The sequence below is a fragment of the Psychrobacter sp. CX21 genome, from assembly GCF_057396255.1.
Window position 1 is genome coordinate 25974 of sequence record NZ_JBXYJG010000004.1, and the last position, 20597, is coordinate 46570.

13 protein-coding genes are annotated in these 20597 nt (G+C 40.0%); 9 read left to right on the plus strand and 4 right to left on the minus strand.

The features are described 5' to 3' along the window. Positions 1 to 215 precede the first annotated feature (215 nt). On the minus strand, positions 216 to 1418 hold the full coding sequence (locus AC2SLP_RS03665) for an RluA family pseudouridine synthase (RefSeq protein WP_486535282.1): 1203 nt from the start codon (positions 1416 to 1418) through the stop codon (positions 216 to 218). 373 nt (positions 1419 to 1791) lie between these two features. On the opposite strand from AC2SLP_RS03665, the gene AC2SLP_RS03670 reads away from it, so the two are divergent. From AC2SLP_RS03670 to AC2SLP_RS03710, 9 genes are all read left to right on the plus strand, one after another. Then, positions 1792 to 2982: an outer membrane protein assembly factor BamD gene (locus AC2SLP_RS03670; protein ID WP_486535283.1), complete on the plus strand. Its 1191-nt coding sequence runs from the start codon at positions 1792 to 1794 to the stop codon at positions 2980 to 2982. 311 nt (positions 2983 to 3293) lie between these two features. Beyond that, a complete protein-coding gene (gene dnaG / locus AC2SLP_RS03675) occupies positions 3294 to 5648 on the plus strand; it encodes a DNA primase (RefSeq protein ID WP_486535284.1) in 2355 nt (784 codons plus the stop codon). Between the two features lie 495 nt (positions 5649 to 6143). Then, positions 6144 to 8024, plus strand: coding sequence for an RNA polymerase sigma factor RpoD (gene rpoD, locus AC2SLP_RS03680; protein WP_486535285.1), 1881 nt, complete (start codon positions 6144 to 6146; stop codon positions 8022 to 8024). Positions 8025 to 8238: 214 nt separating this feature from the next. After that, entirely contained in the window at positions 8239 to 8586 is a 348-nt protein-coding gene (locus tag AC2SLP_RS03685) for a DUF493 domain-containing protein (protein WP_486535286.1), read from the plus strand. 829 nt (positions 8587 to 9415) lie between these two features. Beyond that, positions 9416 to 11704, plus strand: coding sequence for a class 1a ribonucleoside-diphosphate reductase subunit alpha (nrdA, locus tag AC2SLP_RS03690; RefSeq protein ID WP_486535287.1), 2289 nt, complete (start codon positions 9416 to 9418; stop codon positions 11702 to 11704). A gap of 365 nt (positions 11705 to 12069) precedes the next feature. Further along, positions 12070 to 12702: a hypothetical protein gene (locus tag AC2SLP_RS03695; RefSeq protein WP_486535288.1), complete on the plus strand. Its 633-nt coding sequence runs from the start codon at positions 12070 to 12072 to the stop codon at positions 12700 to 12702. A 708-nt stretch (positions 12703 to 13410) separates the two neighbouring features. Next, entirely contained in the window at positions 13411 to 14034 is a 624-nt protein-coding gene (locus tag AC2SLP_RS03700) for a hypothetical protein (RefSeq protein ID WP_486535289.1), read from the plus strand. A 349-nt stretch (positions 14035 to 14383) separates the two neighbouring features. Continuing rightward, positions 14384 to 14938: an NADPH-dependent FMN reductase gene (locus tag AC2SLP_RS03705; protein ID WP_486535290.1), complete on the plus strand. Its 555-nt coding sequence runs from the start codon at positions 14384 to 14386 to the stop codon at positions 14936 to 14938. Positions 14939 to 15336: 398 nt separating this feature from the next. Beyond that, on the plus strand, positions 15337 to 16101 hold the full coding sequence (locus tag AC2SLP_RS03710) for a TSUP family transporter (RefSeq protein ID WP_486535291.1): 765 nt from the start codon (positions 15337 to 15339) through the stop codon (positions 16099 to 16101). Positions 16102 to 16955: 854 nt separating this feature from the next. Here the strand turns inward: AC2SLP_RS03710 and AC2SLP_RS03715 are convergent. The 3 genes from AC2SLP_RS03715 to AC2SLP_RS03725 form a co-directional block, all read right to left on the minus strand. Then, positions 16956 to 18302, minus strand: a complete 1347-nt coding sequence (locus tag AC2SLP_RS03715) for a TRAP transporter large permease (RefSeq protein ID WP_486535292.1) — start codon at positions 18300 to 18302, stop codon at positions 16956 to 16958. Further along, positions 18299 to 18850: a TRAP transporter small permease subunit gene (locus tag AC2SLP_RS03720; protein ID WP_486535293.1), complete on the minus strand. Its 552-nt coding sequence runs from the start codon at positions 18848 to 18850 to the stop codon at positions 18299 to 18301. Before AC2SLP_RS03720 ends, AC2SLP_RS03715 begins: the two co-directional genes overlap by 4 nt. 113 nt (positions 18851 to 18963) lie before the next feature. Next, positions 18964 to 20061: a TRAP transporter substrate-binding protein gene (locus AC2SLP_RS03725; protein WP_486535294.1), complete on the minus strand. Its 1098-nt coding sequence runs from the start codon at positions 20059 to 20061 to the stop codon at positions 18964 to 18966. Positions 20062 to 20597: the final 536 nt, after the last annotated feature.

Sequence of the window (20597 nt, forward strand, 5' to 3'; positions counted from 1 at the left end):
CACTAGTTTTGGTAGTTGAGCATAAGTTGTTTTGCTTAAGTTTTTGAGCATAAGTTTTTGAGCATAAGTTATTTAACTTCAATTTTTCAGCATCTGATATTAAGCTAATGTTAGCTAACGTAGAACAACACTCATAGAGCATATAATTTTTATATGACGATAGAACCTTAAACGAAACACTACTTGCACAAATTGTTGACTAGCTAATTGCATTACTACTCGCTTAAAACGGCACACAATTGCACAATGTCATCTGGAAGCGGTGCGGTAAGCTCTATAGTGTCACCCGTATCCGGATGATTAAAGCCAAGTTTGTACGCATGTAAGGCTTGGCGTGGAAAGTTTTGAATGGCGGCCCGCTGCTCTTTGGTTATACCTGCTCTAAGCTGCTGACGGTTACCATACACATCATCGCCTATAATAGGGTGACCAATGTGGCTTAAATGCACCCGTATTTGATGCGTACGCCCCGTTTCTAATTGCACATCCAATAACGAATAACTTTCGCCTAATGCCGTAATATTAATAATATGAGTGACGGCTGATTTTCCCGTACTGGTTACACTCATCTTTGTACGCTGGACACGGTGTCTCCCTATTGGTGCATCTATAACACGCTGGCGCGTCAAACTTGCTTCATCCCCTGCGACGACGCATTGATAGTGGCGGTAAACGCTTTTATCTTTGAGCTGATCTTGTAAGTTTAGCTGCGCCGCTTTGGTCTTGCCAATCACTAATAATCCGGACGTATTTTTATCAATACGGTGCACAAGCCCAGCTCTAGGCAAATGCGATTGATTAGGATAATGATATAACAATCCATTGACCAATGTTCCTGACCAGTTACCAGCACCTGGATGTACGACCATACCGACAGGCTTATTGATAACAATCACACTATCATCTTCATAAATAATGTCTAAGGGTATGTTCTCTGGCTGATCGTTACCATGCTGTTCTAATACGGCGTTTAAGGACAATTTATCAAAAGCTTTAACCCGGTGTTTGGATTTAACACCCAACCCATTAACCACTAGATCTCCGTTTTTAATCCATTCTTGCAGCTGCGCTCTAGAATGCGTATCAAAAATATCCGCTGAAAGCTTATCGACTCGTTGACCTGACTCTTCAATGGTCACCGTGTGTACAGCTGTAATATGTGTTTCATCACCGTTATTCGATTCGTTATCAGTATGGCTTAATTCATCATCAGTAAAACCGTCATCACTTAAGCCCTCGTCAATTGTGTCTTCATCAATTGAGTCTTCATTGCTTAAGCCCTGATCATTTGAGCTGATATTAGTACTTAAACGGCTTGAAACTACATCACTACCATCCTTACGCTCTGTGGCATTTTTGTCAAACAGGGTATGTGTTGGTGGTTGAATATCGGACGTTGAACGGGATGTTGAAGACATAGGTTTGAACCATTTAATATTGAAATAATCGCTTAGCTTAATCCGCTAAGTGTATCATGTTTAAGAGAAAATGAGGGCGTGAGACACTTGAACGATTTAAATAGCGTTTTGAATAGCTTTGTTTTTAAGTTCTGTTATAGAAGCATAGTTTTTATACATGAGTTTCTATAGATGAGTTTCTATAGATGAGTTTCTATAGATGAGTTTCTATAGATGAGTTTTTAAAGATTAGCTTTCTTACCTTAAGAGGAAGAACTTAACTTTTCTCTTCACTACGAATTATAATCCTATACCACATGATAACCATGACGTGCTAAACTAGAGCCATTCAAATTACCTTATCCTTTGACTATCATATTCTGCGGAGATATTCATGCAGCGTGCTTCAACTCTTAATACTACCACTGCATCTACTACTAAATCATCCTCTATGACTAAACTGACTTTAGCAGTCCTCACTGCGAGTATGCTTGGCCTAACGGGATGCCAAACGTTTAAAAACCTCATTGGTGATGAAGAAAATGCGGTGGCTTCTGCTGATAGATCTGCTGAGAGATATTATCAAGATGCTATTGAATCAATCGAAAAGCAGAACTATGGCAATGCAGCTGAGCAACTAAACGAGCTACGTACTTTTTATCCTACTGGCCCTTATGCAGAGCAAGCATTACTTGATTTAATGTATGCTCAATTTCAGAATAATGAGTTTGAATTGGCAGCAACCAGTGCTGAGCAGTTTATAAAACTTTATCCTCGCAATATTCAAGTCGATTATGCTTATTATGTGCGTGGTGTGTCCAACATGCATGCAAGTAGCAACACCTTTTTTAACGTCGCGCGACAAAATCCTGCTCACCGTGATACTTCATATATGCGTTTAGCATTTAGTAATTTTCAGGATTTAATTACCCGCTATCCTGAGAGTAAGTACGCGCCCGATGCCGCTCAGCGTATGACCTATATTTATAATCAACTGGCGGAGAATGAACTACACGTTGCGCGCTGGTATATTAAGCGTGAAGCTTATGTGGCCGCAGCCAACCGTGCAAGATGGGTATTTCAATACTTCCCATTGAGTGAGCAAACGCCTGAAGCAATCGCCATTTTAGCCTATAGTAATGACCAACTTGGTTTGGATGATCTTGCTCAACAATACAAAACCTTATTGCAAATTAACTATCCTGAATGGTTGACCCGTAAGGGTAAAGTTAAGCTGGATACCAATATTAAGAGCAGTTTACTCAATAAAATAAGTTTTGGTACACTTGGACGTTCTGATAATCGTGTTGAAGATGCTGCATCAGTTTCCAGCGAATATACAGGCGATACCAAACAGCAAGTTATTCGCCGTGCGGCTCAATTACAATTGCCTGAGCAAGCTACAACGCAAGCTGACTTACCTACGATACCAGCTCAGCGCCGTGGCGTCAGTGTAGGCCTTGGGCTACCTGAAGAAGCAGAAACTGTACCGCAGCCGCAACCGGCTCAGCGCCTTAGTAGCCCATCGGACATGTATCCTGATAATTCAAATACGCAGCCTGTATCAAAAGACGCTCCCAAATAGCTTTTATTTGAGCTATGATTAAAGAGCCACTTTACCTATATAAAGTGGCTTATTCTTTTAATGATATGAATTTAGGGCGTGTCCCTATTTGCAAATTAAAAAAGTTATGGTCTAAAAATGGCTATATTTTTGCCAAACTGAGTCTAATTCCTAGCTAATATGCCTATATTATCTTCGAATTTATTTGTGTTTGACAATAATCTATTTCATTTTTAGCCGCATAATCCCAATAGTGACACGTCCTAATAAATTAAATTACAATAACCTTTTGTTTATCTTTCTAAAATTGCCCTGCGAACTAAGCCAATTCCATGAGTATTCCAAATCATATTCTTGATCAGCTCAATAGCCAAGCCGACTTAGTTGGAATTATTGGTAAGCATACAACGCTCAAAAAAGCAGGTCGTGAGTTTAAGGGCAATTGCCCCTTTCATGGTGAAAAAACGCCTTCATTTTATGTCAATCCGCAAAAGAACGTGTACAACTGCTTCGGTTGCGGTGTTGGCGGTAATGCCATTAGCTTTTTAAAAGATTATGAAAATCATACGTTCATGGAGGCGGTGCGCGAATTGTCGCGCCAAACAGGTATTGAGATACCAAAGGAAGACAATCGTAAAGTACAGTACAAAAGACAAGTAAAGCAGCCTACGTACACGCAGCAAAAACCATCGCAACCTTACACTCATACAAGCAATCAGCAAACAAACAATCACCAAACAAACAATCAGCAAACTTATAGCCAGCAATCAAACGGTCATCAAACAAGCAATCCACAATCAAATCATACGCAAAGAAGGCCCGAAGCTAGACACTTTGCTTCACCTCAACATACCCCTTCCAACAATTTAGACAACAATGTAGATAACAACGTAGATAACAACGTAGATAACAATGTAGACCACGACACCAAATCACCTGTAGCCCAAACTACGACAGGTCACTCACCGAGTATTCAACATCCTGCTGACGGAAAATCATTTTCGTCATCGACAATAGATGGTACACCGCCTGCGAGTTCTAATTATGAAGACTTAGACTATGCTGATACGATGGATGTAGGTGACTATTATTATGGTTCGCCACCTGAATGGGTGGATGGTAATAATGGTTCATTTGACGGATCAAACGACACTGCATTTGTGACGTCCCAAACACCCGAATCGCAAGATGGAAATTTGTACGATTTACTGACGAGTATATGTGAGTTTTATCAAAACTGTCTACGCAACAACGCTCATGCATTGTCATATTTCAAAGAGCGCGATTTAACCAATAGCACGATAGAAGAATTTAAATTGGGTTACGCGCCTGCAGGCTGGCAACATTTAGAACACGCCTTTCCTCAAGATATAGAAGGTCTTAAGGCTTTAGGATTGGTACGTCAGTCCGATAAAGGACGCGATTATGACTTATTACGTGATCGAGTTATTTTTCCAATTAGAGATAATCAAGGCAGAATAATTGGCTTTGCAGGTCGGGCGTTAGACAACGATGTCAAACCCAAGTACATAAACTCAAGTGACTCTCCTGTGTTTCATAAACAGCATGTTCTATACGGTTATTTTGAGTCACGCCAGCACCGTGCCAATGATTGGGTGGTTGTTGAAGGCTACATGGATGTGATTGCTTTGTATCAAGCAGGCATCTATGGAGCAGTTGCATCTATGGGTACGGCGATCAATGAAAGCCAGATATCGCGTTTGCTACAGCTTAACCCAACCCTGACTTTATGTTTTGATGGTGACAGTGCTGGTCAAAAAGCCGCATGGAGAACCTTAGAGATAGCACTGCCCGTACTCAGTGACGATAAAGAATTACGCTTCTTAACCCTACCTAATGGTCATGACCCAGATACGTATATCACGCAGCATGGCGTTGTAGCTATGCGTGAGCAGATTAAGCGCGCCATGCCTTTGTCTCAATATATTTTCGCTTATTTAAGCGAGCGCTATGATTTGAGCATGGCTGAAGGTAAAGCCAAACTGATGTCTCAAGTACGCCAATTGACCAATAACCTACCTAAAGGCTCAAGCTTTAAATATCTTTTAAATAACGATATTTATCAAAAGCTTGGTGGTCGTAAAGGTCAAAAGAGCACTGCTCATGACGTTTTATTAGATTTTAATAGTGATATGACGGTCAGTCGTCAGCTCGAGCTGTGTTTGCTATTCTCACCTGATATTCTAACAGACGATCCGATTCAAAGGCTGTGGCAAGAGACTGGTGTAAGCGCAATTCAAATGCCGCCTAAGCTCAAACAAGAGATTGACAGAGGTAATATACAAAAACCTGAGCTCCCAAGTTGGCATGCCTTTGATAATAAGAACTTATTGAACTTAATAGATACGATCACTACTTTATCAACACATCTGCCCAAAGACACTAATGCGGCTGCACATTATATATTGGCCAATATTCCTACCCAGCAGCAGCATATTTTGGCAAAGCGTTGGCATCCTTTTTGGTCCAACCTTAATCAGCGTGGCGTTATTGATATTGATGAGTTGGTCGATGATTTGCTAGTACAACTGATGCTACAAGCACTCTCTAAACAAATGAGCCAAACCAAAAACATTCTTGTGACCAGTTATTTAAATCGTCAGCGGCAAACTTTAAATGCTTGGCAAAAACGTAGACAAGCAGAACAATCAGCTAAAATAGGTTAAGTCAGAATTAGTTGGGTTAAATAGACTATGTAAAATCAAAGAAACGTAGGCTTAATTAGCGATCAGACCAATCAACAATTTAGTCGCCATTTAATAACCATTTTATAAGCATTTAATAAGCATTTAATAACCCTATATCATTTAGGGCTTTAAATATTAGCTCGAAACCCCATAGTATTAGTAATGGTTCAATAGTTAACGCTATTTAGCGCGACTATGTTTGTGACTATTTTGAATAAATATAGCTATAAATAGGACGTAACACGGTGCTGTATTTTATAATATGATATAATTCAGACGCTTGACGACACCTTATTAGCCCTTATTTAATGGCTTTGATTTATGACATATTACACTATCGTCATCCCCTATACGTTCTCTTAAATGGTTTAACTTTTTAATGATTTAAATTTTTAATGATCTAATAATTATAAGACGTAACTTAATAAGCACACGCACCTTTAAACCCACATCTTCTAATGCAAGCGAGATATTATGACCGATAAGGCAGCCTCTCAATCTACCTCACAACTAGCCACCCTTATCCAGATGGGTAAAGAGCAAGGCTACTTGACCTATGCTGAGGTTAATGACCAACTTCCCGCCTCTATTACTGAAAGCGACCAAATTGAAGACATCGTCCAAATGTTGACTGACGTCGGTATCAAAATTTTTGAAACTGCGCCTGATGCTGATGATATTTTGATGAATGATGAGTCTGGCGATGATGAAATGGCCACTGATGAAGCCGCTGCTGTTCTCGCCGCTGTTGAAACAGAGCCAGGTCGTACGACTGATCCTGTGCGTATGTATATGCGTGAAATGGGTACGGTCGATTTATTGACGCGTGAAGGCGAGATTGTTATCGCTAAGCGTATTGAAGAAGGTATACGTGACGTTCAGCATGCGATGGCGTATTGGCCTGGTACTGTACAGTTTATTTTAAACGAATACGACTTAATTGAAGCTGGCGAGAAGAAGCTTTCTGACGTTATCACAGGATTCTTAGATCCTGATGAGCCAGAAGCTGCTAAAGAAGAGGAAGAAAAAGTTCCTGTTATTGCGTCTAAGTCTAAGGCAAAAGATATCGATGATGATGACATCGACGACGATGGCCAAGAAGATGAAGAGACAGATGACGATGCTGAAGAAGAAGTCGGCGGTTTAGATCCTGAGATTGTTCGCCTGCGTATTGATGAAATTCGAGAGCTGTTTAAAACTGCAAAACAAGCTTTAGAAGATTATGGCCGTGGTAGTCCGCAAGCTGAAGAGGCGTATGCACAGCTCGCTGAACGCTTTATGTTATTAAAGCTCAACAACCGTGTATCGGAAAATGTATTGGCCATTATGCACGACGTATATGACGATGTTCGCAAGCAAGAACGTCAAATCATGCGTTTGGTCATTCGCCGCGGTAAGATGCCACGTAGTGAATTTCGTAAGACTTTCCCAAGCAACGAAACCAACGTTGATTGGTTGTCAGATCGATTAAAAGGTGAGCCTAAGTTTGCTGAAAGCCTTGCTAAGGTTGTTGACGATGTGGTTGTCTTACAGCGCCGTATTCGAGACCACGAAAACAAGCTCGATATGCAAATCTCTGAGATGAAAGACGTTGCGCGCCGTATGGCAATTGGTGAAGCCAAAGCACGCCGTGCTAAAAAAGAGATGGTAGAGGCCAACTTACGTCTGGTAATTTCAATTGCTAAGAAATATACCAACCGTGGTTTACAGTTCCTTGACTTGATTCAAGAAGGTAACATTGGTTTGATGAAAGCGGTAGACAAATTTGAATATCGCCGTGGTTATAAATTCTCAACCTATGCGACGTGGTGGATTCGTCAGGCAATTACCCGCTCTATTGCGGATCAGGCGCGTACCATTCGTATCCCAGTCCACATGATTGAAACGATTAACAAAATAAACCGTGTCTCTCGTCAGTTACTTCAAGAAATGGGACGTGAACCTACTCCAGAGGAATTAGGCGAACGTTTAGAGATGGACGAAGTCAAAGTGCGTAAAGTACTGAAGATTGCCAAAGAGCCGATTTCGATGGAAACACCTATTGGTGATGATGAAGATTCGCACTTAGGCGACTTTATCGAAGATCAGACGATTTCTAGTCCTGTTGAAGATGCGACGTCTGCTGGCCTACAAGAAGCCACTCGCGACGTACTTGGCAACTTAACTGAACGCGAAGCGAAGGTGCTGCGTATGCGTTTTGGTATCGATATGCCAACCGATCACACGTTAGAGGAAGTAGGCAAACAGTTTGACGTGACGCGTGAGCGTATTCGTCAGATTGAGGCCAAAGCGCTGCGCAAACTACGTCACCCTTCTCGCTCTGAGCATTTACGTTCATTCCTTGAGAACGACTAATAAGAGCGCAACTATTTGGTTAACTATATTTTGTTACCGATAGTTCTACATATAAATCTTCAATAGACCCTAAAGAAGTTAAGCCTATGCTTAGCTTCTTTTTTATTGGTTGTATTATTGTCTGTAATGAGCCACCCCCCTACTTTACTTTTATAAAAATACCCCCATATAGGGTGTATACAGGAGAATGACACGAATAAGTGGAGCGACATCTATGTCAAATAAAAACCTAAATTTTAACGCTAATCAATATTTAACCCTTAAAACAAACCCAAATGCTAAAAAAACAGACATCCAAAACTTGCATCTTTGGGAGTTCCCTATGGATTATCCGTTAAGCATTATTGGTCATGAAGGCGAGCACGAAAACCTTAAGAACGAAGTTAAGCTGATACTTGGTACGCAGTTTCCAGATTTTGATACTGAAAGCTTGGTTGTAAAGCAGTCTAGTACTGGCCGATTTACGTCAGTTCGTGCTAAATTGTATTTTACAGAAGCTGAGCAAGTGAACGCATTATATGCCGCACTTGATAAAGCAAAAACGGTTAGAACGGTAGTTTAAGCGCTATTTTAATCGTTATTTATTTTCTTAATAGCGTTTATAAACATTCTAATACGTAAACCGTTACTAACACCCATACCAAGACACAGAAATCGAAACAGAAAAGAGCAGTTTTATACTGCTCTTTTTTTATGTCTATCTATTTATGCCTATCTATTTTTCTCTATAGTCATAGTAATCTAAAGTGGTGACAAGGCAACCGAGTTCAAGTACTAATATAGTAGGCTTAACGAGGCTAACACCGTAACTGTTTAGCAGCTCGCTGACTAGATAACTTATATACCCTATTAATCCCCCTACCTTCTATGTACTTTTTTATAAATAATTAAATAATCAAAAAATTATAGAGATTTTATAACCTCAATAATCTAATTACTCAAAATTTATGTGTGATGACCTTACGTTCACAAAACGCAATAAAAAAAATTTAAACCTAAAAAAGATTTGAATTTTTTCTTGACATATTACGTAAACGTTACAGATTCAGCGGTTCAAGAATGACAACTAAAAATGGTACTTTTTATTACCTTGCTTTTGCAGGTATTGAACCTCAATTTTGCGATTTGTCAATATGGTAAGAATACTTTTTTTCCTTTATATTGTGTCTATAACTTAAAAGCCACCCTATATATAGTGTTTGTAGTTTTCTATAAAAATACAAACAACTTAGTTTATTTATATACTTACTAGCGTTTAATGTAGGTTTAACAGCTTTTATCAATGTTAAAAAATTGCACAGAATACGATTCATGCTCGTTATAAAAACGACATAAAATCAAAAGACAAACCCTACACTGACCAACGCTTTTTACATTCACTGGAGATCGTAATGACACATATTGACAACATCAAGGTTATGAAACGTGACGGACGCTTAGAACCGATCGATTTGGATAAAATCCATAAGGTAATTGAGTGGGCTGCCAATGATCTTGATGATGTGTCAGTGTCACAAGTTGAGCTTAAATCTCACATTCAGTTTTACGATGGTATTAAAACCAAAGATATTCATGAAACCATCATCAAAGCGGCCGCCGATTTAATCAGTGAAGACACGCCAGATTACCAATATCTTGCTGCACGTTTAGCGATTTTCCATTTACGTAAAATTGCCTACAACCAGTTTGAGCCGCCGCATCTTTATGATCACGTCAGCAAATTAACTGAAGCGGGCAAATACGACGAGCATATCCTACAAGATTACTCCAAAGAAGAGTTCGATGAATTAAATGACTACATCGACCATTGGCGTGATATGAACCTTGCTTATGCTGCGGCTGAACAGATGGCAGGCAAATACCTAGTACAAGACCGAGTAACTAAAACCGTTTACGAGAGCCCGCAGTTCTTATATATCTTAGTCGGTATGTGTTTGTTTGCAGGTTATGACAAGCAGTACGGCAAAGCAGAGCGTTTAAATTACGTGAAGCGCTTTTATGATGCTGCCTCACAGTTTAAGATATCATTACCTACCCCTATCATGGCGGGCGTACGCACCCCTTCGCGTCAGTTTAGTTCATGCGTGCTTATTGAATGCGGCGACAGCTTAGACTCTATCAATGCCACTACCAGCGCTATTGTGCGTTATGTGTCGCAGCGTGCCGGCATCGGTATCAATGCAGGTAATATTCGAGCGCTTGGCAGTCCTATTCGTGGCGGCGAAGCACAGCATACCGGCTGCATTCCGTTTTACAAACTGTTCCAAACCGCAGTCAAATGCTGCTCGCAGGGCGGAGTACGTGGCGGCGCGGCGACTTTATTCTACCCACTATGGCATTTAGAAGTAGAATCCTTATTGGTGCTTAAGAACAACCGCGGGGTTGAAGACAATCGTGTGCGTCAAATGGACTACGGCGTGCAAATCAATAAAACGTTATACACCCGTCTTATCAAAGGACAAGACATCGCATTATTTTCACCTTCTGATGTACCTGGCTTATACGAAGCATTTTTTGCAGATCAAGATGAGTTCGAAGCGCTATATACGAAGTATGAGCAAGACGACAGCATTCGTAAGCGTCACGTGCCAGCAGCAGATCTCTTTAGCCTCATGATGCAAGAGCGTGCCAGTACAGGGCGTATCTACATCCAAAACGTTGACCACTGTAACACCCACAGCCCGTTTGATGCCAGCGTTGCGCCCATCCGCCAGTCCAACTTATGTATGGAAATTGCACTACCCACTAAGCCCCTGGATAATATCAACGATGAAAACGGTGAAATTGCCCTATGTACCCTATCCGCAGTGAACTTGGGTGAAGTTAATAATCTTAACGACATCGAAGAGCCTGCTGAGCTTATCGTGCGAGCGCTTGACGCCCTACTCGACTATCAAGACTATCCTGTTAAAGCTGCTGAAAATGGTAGTATGCGCCGCCGCACGCTAGGCGTGGGCGTGATTAATTATGCGTATTACCTTGCTAAAAACGGGACTAAGTACTCGGATGGTTCCGCTCTCGGCTTAACGCACCAAACTTTTGAGGCGTTACAGTACTATTTACTTAAAGCGTCAAATAAGCTTGCCCAAGAGCAAGGCGCTTGCCCAGCGTTTAACGAGACCACCTACTCGCAAGGCAAACTGCCCATCGACACCTACAAAAAGGATCTTGATGAAGTCTGCAATGAGCCGCTACAGCTTGATTGGGAAACCTTACGTTCTGAGATTACCGAGCATGGCTTACGTAACTCGACCCTTACGGCGCTTATGCCATCAGAGACTTCAAGTCAGATTGCCAACGCCACCAACGGCATCGAGCCGCCACGTGGCTTGGTATCGGTCAAAGCCTCAAAAGACGGCATCTTAAAGCAGGTTGTGCCTGATATCTTAAACTTAAAAGGTCAGTACGAGCTGTTATGGCAAATGCCCAACAATGACGGCTACTTAAAGCTTGTTGCCATTATGCAGAAGTTTATTGACCAAAGTATTTCTGCCAATACTAACTATGACCCTACCCATTATGAAGGCCAGCGTGTGCCCATGAAAGTGCTACTCAAGGACTTATTGACCGCTTATAAGCTCGGCGTCAAAACCCTGTATTACCACAACACCCGAGACGGCGCGAACGATGCCCAAGCCGATATGGATGATGGTTGTGAAGGCGGGGCTTGTAAGCTTTAAGCGAACAAGATGAGCCTCAGCATCTAAGCTCTTTAATAATTGAGAAATATGCGAGGCATGGGCAGTCTATCTTTAATGGCTATGTCCGTGCCTCGTCCCTCGGCGGGTAACGGTATTATTGTAAATGCTAGAGTTTCGCCTAAGTTTAGAATTATTATAAGTAGTAAATTGCGACTTCCGCTTTTAGTTAGCGGGCGGTGGGACACAGTGCTTAAAAGCACCATAGCGTTCCTGTTATCTCGATAACACTCTTGTGCAAGGCACTGTATGCCCCACAAACTACTAAGCTACCGCTTTAATCGAGTCTAAACTGCTCTTTAAAACAAGATTATGCATTAATAATTTAAGTTTATGATGGATAAGATATGTCATTTAAAAAGAACGCAATTAATGAGTTCAAAGACTCACCTATTATAGTAATTTGTACATTTGGAGCATTATTACTTGGTATTTTTACGCTTATTTCAAGCTTAGGAAGTGGTCTCAATATCAATCAGATTAAAGAAACTCAAAATGTAGACATATACTTTAACTTGAACAATTTATTTCTATGTATAGTGTCTTATATCTTAATCTCAATTCCAATTATTTCTATACTACGTGTAGTATCTAAATACTATCCTATTCAAACATCAATACTATCAATTCCTATAGCAGTATTAATTAACTTTATAAGTTATATTATTGTTCACATATCTCCTCCCATAATATTTAATAGTGAACAACAACCACTTATTTCAAACTTAGTATTTTGGTCAACAACAGTAATATTTCTAGCTTTTTGCGGCTTACCTGTCTACCGTAATATATTTATTGCTCCTGATAAAACTGAAGATTCTGAAAACACAAACTATATGCATCTTCTTACATTCAATATTTTCATTTTTTTAATACTAGTGTTTTTTTGGGTAAAACTGGTAGGGTTTGGACAGAATATGATGATAAATACATTATTGCCAATAGATTGGCATACATCTGTACAGATTACTGAAAAATGATGAATATGCAGCTATTCCCATTACCTCAAATATGCATATTATAATTCAAGCAAGCGTAGGCTGGGCATTTTGCCCAGCTTTTAGATATATGTAATATTTTAATATCAGCCCAGCCCATATAGCTTATAAGAGAATTACTTAAAGTGGATTACCAAGCGTAACCCACAAATTACATATATAAAACATCGATGGGTTATGATTTTTCCACACCTCTACCATTCTTAAAAAATCTACTCCACCCTACTTTAAAAATCCACTTATTCATCAAAATCGCCTATCAACTTACTACCTTCCCTATCATTATCATACCTACCCGCATTCACTTCACGTAGAAATATTGAATACAGTCAATCAGTCCTTAATGGATATAACGCTATGAAACCCACGCAATAAGCAAAACGCTATACTTTGAATACATCCTACCGTAAAAATCCAATATTAAGGATAATCAGCCACGCTAATAGACATCTAAAGAATTGCTATCAATATTAAAGCCTTATTTATATGAGGCTTAAGATATAGGTACGGCGACTCTTACAGTAAGCTCAAGATTATATAAATATCATCGTGCCATTGTCTAGGTGTTCAATTATTTATACCGCTACGCGACTACATATATATTATACTGTGATTGAATCAACCATCTAATTATGAAAACTGTCTTAACAACGATTTTGTAAAACTCACAAACAATAATCGAGAATCCTTATGAAATTTGTACCAGCTCTATTAGCCATTGGCTTTTTATCTTTATCCTCATATAGCATCGCCAAACCAACAGAGCACACACAACCGAACCAGATAAGTACTTTAAACGTGTTAGCCACAGATACGTCAGTAGGCATCATCGATAAATCGCCACGAGCAATTGATTTCTTTATCTATGAAAATTCAATCGTCTATCCCGAAGACTATATGGGCTATTCAATGAATTATAAAGCCCCTGCTAATACTTGGGCAGACGTTTATGTTTATCCTGTACCTAAGGATCTAGCAGACCGTGCACATGCGGATATTGTTGGCATCATGACAGGCAGTACAATTGGCGATATTGAAGAAGCTGAAAAAAGAGGAATGTATCAAGACTTTAGTATATTTAACCCGAAATTAGTCGAGCTGGATGGTGGTATTCAAGCGCAAGTATATGGTAACTTTAAAATAAATAACACGCCGGCAGTCACCGCAATTTATTTGACTGAAAAAGAAGGTAAGATTTTTAAAATTCGTATCACTCAGCTTGATACCACTTTTGATGCCAGTATCGGCTCACTTTGGAATAATTTTGCCCATCGTATGTTTGATTTTCTAATTGATCATCATGAAGAAGCTTAGGAATGTTGTTGAATCAAGCAAGGTTTCTAATGAGTAGGTTTATTTTTAGCAAGCGTATGGTGGGCATATTACTAATCTATTAATTACAATCAATTCTAAGCTTTAAACTCACCTAATATAACGAATAATAGAGTTCTGTAGGGTAAGTTAACCAAGCCTAAACCGCCTATCAGTCAGCTATTCTAAATCTCAAATCAAACGCTTTATTAATTGATTATTCTTATTTTAACTGTCTAGCAATAAAAACTTCTCAAAGTCATTTTTAATTAAAAACTACCGATGGTACTATGCCAGTAACCATCCAAGATGGCACTGCATAAAAAATATATAACCAAAAGGACAGCCCATAATGAACTCAAACAAACCAGTAAGCATCGCTCTAATCATAGGCAGCTTACGTATAGAATCTGTCAATCGTAAATTTGCCGAATATATGGTGTCCCAGATGCCAGAGCATGTGACAGTAACAGAATGTCGTATCGATGATTTACCACATTATAATGAAGATATTGATAGAGATACTCCGCCTGAGAGCTACACCCGTATTCGGCAACAAGTAGAAAATGCGGATGCGTTATTGATTGTGAGTCCTGAATATAACCGTAGTATTCCAGGTGGGCTTAAAAATGCTTTGGATGTGCTTTCACGGCCGTTCAAAGCCAGCGCACTGTCGGGCAAGAAAACAGCCTTTGTCACCGCCTCACCCAGCAGTTATGGGGGTAGAAGCTGTGGGTTTGATCTTCGTAAAACGATGCTTCCCTTTGCAGCACCCGTACTGTTATCTCCAGAGATATATCTAAGCAATGCTTATGACGCGCTTGACGATGATGGCAACTTTACCAGTGAGCGCACCCAGAAATATTTAAATAAGTTTGTAGACGCCTTTGCTGACTTCGCTTCCTAGTAACTTAATGCGCATAATAGTCAATAACTGATGACACGATGCGCTGTTAACCAGAAATGGTTAACTGCTTTGTACGTTATAAGCTATACAGATCCTAGTTAGGCGTAGCCCGTAGGATAGCAAAGCACAATCTGTTCATCAGTACTTATCAGTCAGCGCTTATCTATCAGTATTTATCTATAAGCTCATACCAACCTGCGCATATAAATTACAACCCACTCAAACTCAAAAACGTACTATGATCGGGTGACGTATATGCTGCACCATTTCCTAAACGTAGTCACACTATATCTAGCCCCATACCTTTTCAAAGCTTGATATACTTGCCCATTAACGAGACCATGCCATGTGGTAAAATGACTACATGGCTGCTTGAGCGATAATTTGAGACCCCTTTTATGGATATCACCCTGTCCCTAGACATCATCGTACTGCTAGCTGTAGTGGCAGGGCTGGCTGGATTTATTGATGCCATTGCAGGCGGTGGTGGTCTGTTAACCATACCTGCCTTATTACTCGCAAATATACCCCCTGTACTGGCACTGGGTACCAATAAATTACAAGCGGCATCGGGGGCATTTGCTGCCACGATGACCATGATAAGAAAAAAGGTGGTCAATCCACGTGACATCAAGTTGGCTATTCTAGGCGCTTTTATTGGCTCTGTGATTGGTACAATTGCGGTGCAACTGTCATCCCCGGCACTACTTGAAAAACTTATTCCATTTTTGATAGCCGCTATCGGCATTTATACCTTATTTGCCCCAAACTTAGGGGAAGTAGATGCCGAACCTCGCATCTCTGAGTCTGCATGGCAAAAGGTTGTCACACCGCTTATTGGCTTTTATGATGGCTATATCGGGCCCGGTACAGGTATGTTCTTTGCGCTTGGCAATGTGGCCTTACGTGGTCGTCAGATTATTAGTGCTACTGGCATTGCTAAATTACTAAATTTATCGACAAACATTGCCTCGCTCATTTTTTTTATTTTGGGCGGTAATGTACTGTGGAAAGTGGGACTAGCGATGATGGTTGGGCAGACTATTGGGGCATATGTTGGCTCGCATATGGTAGTGAAAGGTGGCAGTAAGCTCATACGTCCTGTCATTGTGTTGGTATGTTTAGCTATGGTCAGTAAATACGTCTATTCCTCTTGGTTTTGAGTTAATTAAGCCTAGCTTGCACAATTGCATTTATCCAGTTAGTCTAGGTAAAGAGCTTTTATAAAGCAATTTGATATATTTAATAGATGATAAATGATTATAAGAAATATTATTAAAGATTTCGTAAACGCATATATAGTCATAATCAACGTTAATGACTCTGATTACTTGCTAAAAACAAAAATCAGTCTTTAAAAAGCTTGGACATCAATTCTCTATATCGTCTTTATATTTGGAACCATTTCATGGACGACTACTTGGTTAGACATTGACTTTGTCTTAATTGAAGTCATGCTAGAAGCTTTAGCCATCGCGTACATTACAATAAGCGCTATTAAACAAGATAGCTACTATATCAAGCGTAGTGTGGGTGTAAAGTAAACCCACGTATTAAATACCGTTCAGTGTGGGTTTGCCACAATACCATAAAATGCACGAGGCTACGGCTAATCAAATATCAACGCCCTTGCAGAAATAGCTAACCCAATACCAAAACTATTTATATTAAATTGGAAATGTTACTATTGCCAGGCTAAGCAGAACCCACCGCAATCAGACCCCATGGCTCACTTTTGCACACAACGCATTCTAATTGACTCTATGATAGTAGCATCGGAGGTGCGGTTTAGCCCTGATAGTAGCGGTTATCCTACTGGGTTGGGCGAGTTGCGGTGTCTAGGTTTTGAGAGAGTGTCGAGGCAACAGCAATCACTCAAACCGTAATCACCGCCTCGCCCAGCTTAGTAGATAATAGCGGATAGCAGGATTAGCTCTAGCAACGTTAACAAAAAAAAGAGCCCTTAGGCTCTTTTTCAGTTTTGAATTAATTCGATTTTTTTAAGCTATTTAAGTCGCTACAACAGCGGAGACAGTCCAAATACAGAGGGGAATACAGCAATAAGCATCAACACAAACACCTGAATTCCGATAAAGGGTAGCACCCCTTTATATATTTGTGTTGTCTGAACCTCTGGCGGTGCGACGCCTTTGAGATAGAACAGCGAGAAGCCAAATGGCGGGGTTAAAAAAGAGGTTTGCAAGTTCATTGCGATCAAGATAGCAAACCACAATGGGCTAATACCTAAAATCTCTGATACTGGTAATAAAATAGGCACGATAATATAGGCAATTTCGACGAAGTCTATAAAGAAGCCTAAGATAAAAATCGCTAGCATCGTAAGGATGATAAAGCTCCATTTACCGTCACCCGGCAAATTCAGCATAAACTGCTCTACCAGCTCCTCTCCGCCCGTATAGTTAAATACCATAGAGAATGCCGTTGCTCCAATAAGAATCGCAAACACCATTGCCGTGATTTTAACCGATTCTTGTGCCGCCTCTTTCACCATAGAGAATGAGAACTTCCTATATAGCGCACCCAAAACCATAGCACCGACACAACCAACCGCCGAAGATTCGGTCGCTGTTGCCACCCCCGAGAATATAGACCCCAGCACGAGTACAATAAGCGCAAGTGGCGGTACGATATTTTTGATGGCTTCTAAGACTAAGGCTTTTTTGTTGGTAGCGCCAAGCTCACTAGCGGGAATCGCAGGCGCAGCCCCTTTTACAAAAAAGGCTAGAATCAAGATATAAAGAATGTATAAACCCACCAGTAATAATCCAGGCCATACAGCCGCTCTGAATAAGTCGCCAACAGGTACTTGGAACACATCGCCTAAGATAATGAGTACAATAGATGGCGGAATGATTTGACCAAGGGTGCCGGACGCACAAATCGTACCGCAAGCAAGCTCTGGGCTGTATTTATGCCTAAGCATAATCGGCAGGGAGATTACCCCCATCGATACGACAGATGCGCCAACAATACCAGTAGAAGCGGCTAATAATGAGCCAACCAGTACGGTTGAGATGGCAAGACCACCCCGAATCTCACCAAACAGCTTTGCCATAGACTCTAGTAGCTTTTCGGCGAGACCTGTTTTTTGCAGTATCACGCCCATAAAAATAAACATCGGCACTGCCATTAGGATCGTATTGGTCATGATGGACATGATACGAAACGGCATAAAATCAAACATATCTATGGCAGAGGCAAAACCATCAACAAGGCTAAAGTCAGTTTCTACTAGCCCTGCAATAATCGCAAATAATAATGCGACTGCCGCAAACGTAAACGCTACAGGATAGCCCAAAAGCAGCATCACGAGTGCGGTAAAAAACATAATAATACCAATCATGACTTCACTCCTTTAGGTCCATTTTCCGCTAACTTGTTATCTTTTGACTTATGATCTTTCAAGATATTTATCTGTTTGATCAAAAACCCTATGGCAGAAATAACCAGAAACAAAAAGCTTAATGGAATGAGTGATTTGATTATCCAGCGATGGGTTAAACCGCCGGGGTCACCACTGGCTTCATTTGAGGTGTAAGACTCTATCACATAGTCTATAGAGCCAATGCCTATAATAACGGCGACGGGAATAACAAAAAGCAGTGTACCAACAATATTGATAATCGATTTTTTGGTTATACTTAAGTTGTCATAAAATACATCAACCCTTACATGAGCATCCTGTTGTAGCGTATAGGCCATACCCAGTAAGATGATAATAGAAAATAAGTGCCATTCTAGCTCTTGCAAGCCGATGCTGCCTTGGTTGAAGAAATAGCGCATCACCACGTCATAAAATACGTTTAAAATCATTAACACCAAAACTATTGAGGTTAGATTTCCTATCGCTAAACCAAAGGCGTCAAATGCTCTTTCAATTTTTTTAAGCATATATCCTTTATCCTTTTTTCTTTATTCTAATAACTCAGCTTTTAAAAAAAAACCAAAAATGCAAATTCGCATTTTTGGTGTTGTCTTGTTTACAGAGTTCTAAGTCAATAAGTCTACTGATTTTCTTTAATGTATTGATAGTCTGACAGCTTGCTCCATTCACGAGCTTTTGTTAGATATGCTTTTTGTGAGTCGATCACCTCTTTCGCAAGTGGGTTTTCTTTAGACATATCATCCACTAGACGAGTGTTAATCTTCTTAAGCTCATTAAGTACAGCAGGTGGCATGGCTTTAATTTGAACGTTAGGCGCTTCTTCTTTCATCTTATCTAAATTTACAGCGCTCATGTGGTACGTTCTAACTGACATATCATCTGCGGCAACACGAATAGACGTTTTTAAAATTTCTTGTAAATCTTTAGGCAGCTTCTCAAAAGATTTTTCATTCACAAAAAAAGCAAGCTCTGCACCAGGCTCATGCCAACCCGTATAGTAGTAAGGTGCAATCTTATGAAAGCCCATCTTGATATCCATAGAAGGCCCAACCCATTCAAGCGCATCAATCGTACCACGGTCTAATGCAGTGTATAGTTCACCACCTGGAATAGTAGTCGGCACAGCACCAGTCTCAGCTATCACTTCACCAGCCAAACCAGGTATGCGCATTTTTAGACCTTTAAAGTCGTCAACCGTGTTGATTTCTTTTTTAAACCAACCGCCCATTTGCACGCCTGTATTACCGCCTGGAAAAGGGATGATATTATGGGGTTTAAATACCTTTTGCATCAGCTCTTGACCACCGCCGTAATAGAACCAACTTTGCTGCTCAGATGAGGTCATACCAAACGGCATAGCCGTGAAGGGCACTGTAGCAATGTCTTTGCCTTTATAGTAGTAGGATGCGGTATGTCCCATGTCGTATTGACCAGACTTGACTAAATCTAAAATGCCCAGCGGCGATTTATGTTTGTTAGAGGGGTCTACTTGGATTTGTAAGCGACCATTAGACATCTCTTCAGCCATTTCTGCCATATTCTCTGAGGCTTCAATGAAAGGCGTTAGTGTTGGGCCCCAAGTAGCCGCTAATTTTAGCTTATATACTTTGTCAGGCTCAGCAGAATTGGCACTGGCAGTTTCTGTATTTTCTGAATTTGAGCCGCATGCGGTCATTAATAGCGCGGTTGTAAGAATCACTGTTATTTTGTTTAACAAGTTACTACTCCTTTTTGATAAATCTCCTTAAAATCTTTATTACAACAAAGTTACAAATGCGAAAATTTGTAACAAAGATTTACTCCTTAATCAAGTATATACAACTTTAATCTAATTCAAAACTAGTATCTAAGAAAATCTTTTAAATAATTATTTAATCGATAAAATTAGTCACTTAACTTATAAATCGCTTATATGATATCTGTTCTTAATTGACGTATAGGTGCAAATGGTTTGTTTTTAAAATACTGTCGGTTAAACTGAGAGGACTCAATATTTAATAACCTATATTTAATAGCCTATATTTAATAACCTATTTAATAATACAGATTATCTATCAGCGTTTAATTGTGTACCTATATTCATAACAACAATATTCATAACAACAATTTGGACACAACAGTTAGATAAAGTATTTAGAAAAACGGTGCTTTGAGGTACACTAGTCTATTGAGAATAAAGATGTAGATGCCTACAAAATATTAAAAACTCATATAAGTGCTGTTGTGCCAATATTACGAGAATTTGATCCTAAA

Coding starts and splice junctions, on each gene's coding strand:
- AC2SLP_RS03695 (WP_486535288.1), top strand. CDS start 12,070: ATGTCATTTAAAAAGAACGCAATTAATGAGTTCAAAGACTCACCTATT.
- AC2SLP_RS03670 (WP_486535283.1), top strand. CDS start 1,792: ATGCAGCGTGCTTCAACTCTTAATACTACCACTGCATCTACTACTAAA.
- AC2SLP_RS03665 (WP_486535282.1), bottom strand. CDS start 1,418: ATGTCTTCAACATCCCGTTCAACGTCCGATATTCAACCACCAACACAT.
- AC2SLP_RS03710 (WP_486535291.1), top strand. CDS start 15,337: ATGGATATCACCCTGTCCCTAGACATCATCGTACTGCTAGCTGTAGTG.
- AC2SLP_RS03705 (WP_486535290.1), top strand. CDS start 14,384: ATGAACTCAAACAAACCAGTAAGCATCGCTCTAATCATAGGCAGCTTA.
- AC2SLP_RS03715 (WP_486535292.1), bottom strand. CDS start 18,302: ATGATTGGTATTATTATGTTTTTTACCGCACTCGTGATGCTGCTTTTG.
- dnaG (WP_486535284.1), top strand. CDS start 3,294: ATGAGTATTCCAAATCATATTCTTGATCAGCTCAATAGCCAAGCCGAC.
- rpoD (WP_486535285.1), top strand. CDS start 6,144: ATGACCGATAAGGCAGCCTCTCAATCTACCTCACAACTAGCCACCCTT.
- AC2SLP_RS03720 (WP_486535293.1), bottom strand. CDS start 18,850: ATGCTTAAAAAAATTGAAAGAGCATTTGACGCCTTTGGTTTAGCGATA.
- nrdA (WP_486535287.1), top strand. CDS start 9,416: ATGACACATATTGACAACATCAAGGTTATGAAACGTGACGGACGCTTA.
- AC2SLP_RS03685 (WP_486535286.1), top strand. CDS start 8,239: ATGTCAAATAAAAACCTAAATTTTAACGCTAATCAATATTTAACCCTT.
- AC2SLP_RS03700 (WP_486535289.1), top strand. CDS start 13,411: ATGAAATTTGTACCAGCTCTATTAGCCATTGGCTTTTTATCTTTATCC.